The sequence below is a fragment of the Streptomyces sp. WAC 04229 genome (genome assembly GCF_003947455.1).
Lineage (GTDB): Bacteria > Actinomycetota > Actinomycetes > Streptomycetales > Streptomycetaceae > Streptomyces.
In genome coordinates this window covers 1-3,365 of the sequence record NZ_QHJH01000345.1, presented here as the reverse complement: position 1 = coordinate 3,365, position 3,365 = coordinate 1, and the positions used below count along the sequence as shown (strand labels likewise).

Below are 3,365 nucleotides of genomic sequence, written 5' to 3'. Positions count from 1 at the left end.
GCCGGGGACGGGGTCGGGGGTCATGACGCCGGCTCCCGCAGTGCGCGGTCCGTCGGCACCTCGGTGGTGACCGTCACGGCGGACGGATCCAGGTCGTCCGGCGTCGGCATCACGCTGCCCGGCAGCCGGACGGCGGCGGCGCCGTGCGCGACGGCGGAGGCGAGGGCGCCGGGCCCCGCTCCCCGGGCGATCAGGAACCCGGCGAGGGAGGAGTCGCCGGCGCCCACATTGCTGCGTACGGCGTCCACACGGGCGCTGCCGAACCAGGTGCCCTCCTCGGCCACGAGCAGTTGCCCGTCGGCGCCCAGGCTGGCGAGCACGGACCGGGCGCCCAGCTCCCGCAGTTCCTCGGCGGCCTTCACGGCGTCGCCGACCGTGGCGAGGGGACGTCCGACCGCCTCCGCGAGCTCCTCGGCGTTCGGCTTGACCACGTCGGGCCGCTCGCGCAGGGCCTCGAGCAGGGCGGGCCCCGAGGTGTCCAGGGCGATGCGGACACCGGCGGTGTGCGCCCGGGCGACCAGCTCGGCGTACCAGGAGGGGGCGAGGCCGCGGGGCAGGCTGCCGCAGCAGGCGATCCAGTCGGCGCCTGGCGACCGGCTCCGTACGGTCTCCAGGAGCAGTTCCCGTTCGGCGGCGGACAGTTCGGGGCCCGGTGCGTTGATCTTCGTCAGGACGCCGTCGGCCTCGGCGAGCGCGATGTTGGAGCGGGTGGCCCCCGCGATCGGCACCGGGGCGACCTCGATGCCCTGGGCGTCCAGCAGATCGGCCACCAGTGCTCCCGGCGCCCCGCCGAGCGGCAGTACAGCGACGGTGCGCCGGCCGGCCGCTGTCACCGCCCGCGAGACGTTCACGCCCTTGCCGCCGGGGTCCACGCGCTCGCCCGTGGCGCGGACGACCTCGCCGCGGTCGAGCGAGGGGACCTCGTAGGTGCGGTCCAGGGACGGGTTGGGGGTGACGGTGAGGATCATGCGCGCACCACTTCCGTGCCGGCGCGCTCGACGTCGCCCGCGTCTTCGGGGGTCAGCCCGGTGTCGGTGATCAGCAGGTCCACGTCGTGCAGGGCGCCGAAGCGGGCGAAGTGCTCCTGGCCGTACTTCGAGGAGTCGGCGACCAGCACCGCGCGGCGGGCGGCGGCCACGGCGGCCCGCTTGACGGCGGCCTCGGCGAGGTCGGGGGTGGTCAGGCCGTGCTCGACGGAGAAGCCGTTGGCCGCCACCACCGTGACGTCGGCGCGGATCTCGCCGTACGCGCGCAGCGCCCAGGCGTCCACGGCGGCGCGGGTACGGTGCCGGACCCGGCCGCCGACCAGGTGGAGCTGGATGCCGGGGTGGTCGGCGAGGCGGGCGGCGATGGGCAGGCTGTGGGTGACGACGGTCAGCGAGGACTCCGCCGGGATCGCCGCCGCCATGCGGGCCACCGTCGAGCCGGCGTCGAGGATCAGCGTGCCCTCGGTGGGCAGTTCGGCCAGGGCCGCCTTGGCGATCCGGTCCTTCTCGTCGGCGGCGGTGGACTCGCGCTCGGCGAGGTCGGGCTCGAAGTCGAGCCGCCCGGCCGGGATCGCGCCTCCGTGCACCCGGCGGAGCAGTCCGGCGCGGTCGAGCGCCGTGAGGTCGCGGCGGATGGTCTCCGCCGTCACCTGGAACTCCTCGGCGAGCGACACCACGTCCACCCGGCCACTGTCCCGGGCGAGCCGGAGGATCCCCTGCTGCCGCTCCGGTGCGTACATGACCGTTCACCTCCGAACTGTGCCCGAACCTGTGGTTTCTCTCGGGAGGCTAACCCCGGTTTTCCGGAATGTAAACAGAGAAACACAGACGGTCGGACACACTCGGGCATGAACGGGCATGAGCGGCGGAGCCCCGGGCGGCTGGGCTCAGAGCAGCGCGGGCTCCCTCTCCTTCGCCGGCTCCGCCGCCTCGGCCCCCTCCACGTGCTGCGCGGGCCGCTTGGGCAGGGCGAACATCAGCAGGAAGATGACGGCCAGCACCCCGGCCACCCAGGCCAGCGCGTTCTCGAAGGCGTCCGCGTAGGCCGGGCCCAGGCGGGCGGGGGTGAGGTGGTCGCTCATCGTGCCGAAGAAGACCACCGACACCAGGCCGAGGCCCAGCGCGTTGCCCATCTGCTGCACGGTGTTGATGAGCCCGGACGCGGCCCCGGCGTGCTCACGCGGCACCTGGGACAGCACCGCGTCGGTCAGCGGCGCGACGATCAGGCCCATGCCGGCGCCCATCACGGTGAGCGGCAGCGCCATCTGCCAGGACGCGACGGAGAGGCCGTAGCGCTCGGACTCCCAGATGTAGAGCAGCACCCCGGCCGCCATCACCAGCGCGCCCGCCTGGAGCACCTTGCGCCCGAAGCGCGGAACCAGGAGCTGCACCGACACCCCGGCCGCCACCGAGACGGCGACCGAGAACGGCACTCCGGTCAGCCCGGCCCGCAGCGCCGTCCAGCCGAGTCCCACCTGCATGTACAGCGTCCACACCAGGAAGAAGACGCCGAGCGCGATGCCGAAGACGGTCTGCACGGCGATACCGGCCGCGAAGCTCTTCACCTTGAACAGCGACAGCTCGACCAGCGGCGAGCCGTCCCGCGCGCTCTTGCGCCGCTCGTACGCCACCAGCACCGCGAGGACCACGAGCGAGCCGGCCATCGACAGGAACCCCCACAGCGGCCAGTCCAGCTCTTCGCCGCGGGTGAGCGGGTAGACCAGCATCAGCATGCCGAGGGTGACCAGGGCGACCCCGGCCAGGTCCAGCCGCAGGGCGCGCGGCGCCCTGGACTCCGTGATGAAGCGGCTGCCGAGGACGAGTCCCGCGATGCCGACCGGCAGGTTGATGAGGAAGATGGGCCGCCATTCGAGGCCGAAGAGGTTCCACTCGGTGAGCAGGGCGCCCAGCAGCGGGCCGGAGACGGCGCCGAGTCCGACGATCGCGCCGAACAGCCCGAAGACCTTGCCGCGTTCGTGCGCGGGGAAGGTGGCGTGCACGATCGACAGGACCTGCGGCACCATCAGCGCCGCCATGGCGCCCTGGAGGATGCGGGAGGCGACCAGCATCTCCGGGTTCGCCGCCAGACCGCACAGCGCGGACGCCAGGGTGAACCCGGCGATGCCGATGAGGAACACCCGCTTGCGGCCGTGGATGTCGCCGAGCCGCCCGCCGGTGATCAGACCGGCGGCGAAGGCGAGGGCGTAGCCGGCCGTTATCCACTGGATCTGGCTGACGGAGGCGCCCTCGTCGCGCTGGATCGACGGGATCGCGATGTTGACGATGGTGACGTCGACCAGGTCCATGAAGGCCGCGGTCATCACGATCGCGAGGGCGAACCAGCGGCGGCGGTCGCCCGCGGGCGGGGCGGGCGAAGCG

3 protein-coding genes are annotated in these 3,365 nt (G+C 73.5%); all 3 read right to left on the bottom strand.

Going from position 1 to position 3,365, the window contains the following annotated elements:
- Positions 1-20: 20 nt before the first annotated feature.
- A complete protein-coding gene (gene pfkB, locus DMH12_RS37845) occupies positions 21-968 on the bottom strand; it encodes a 1-phosphofructokinase (RefSeq protein WP_125495783.1) in 948 nt (315 codons plus the stop codon).
- Positions 965-1,726, bottom strand: coding sequence for a DeoR/GlpR family DNA-binding transcription regulator (locus DMH12_RS37840; RefSeq protein ID WP_125495782.1), 762 nt, complete (start codon positions 1,724-1,726; stop codon positions 965-967). The genes pfkB and DMH12_RS37840 overlap by 4 nt, the downstream gene beginning before the upstream one ends.
- Before the next feature lie 147 nt (positions 1,727-1,873).
- The coding region (locus DMH12_RS37835; RefSeq protein ID WP_260474494.1) for an MFS transporter at positions 1,874-3,365 on the bottom strand (1,492 nt) is incomplete at its 5' end.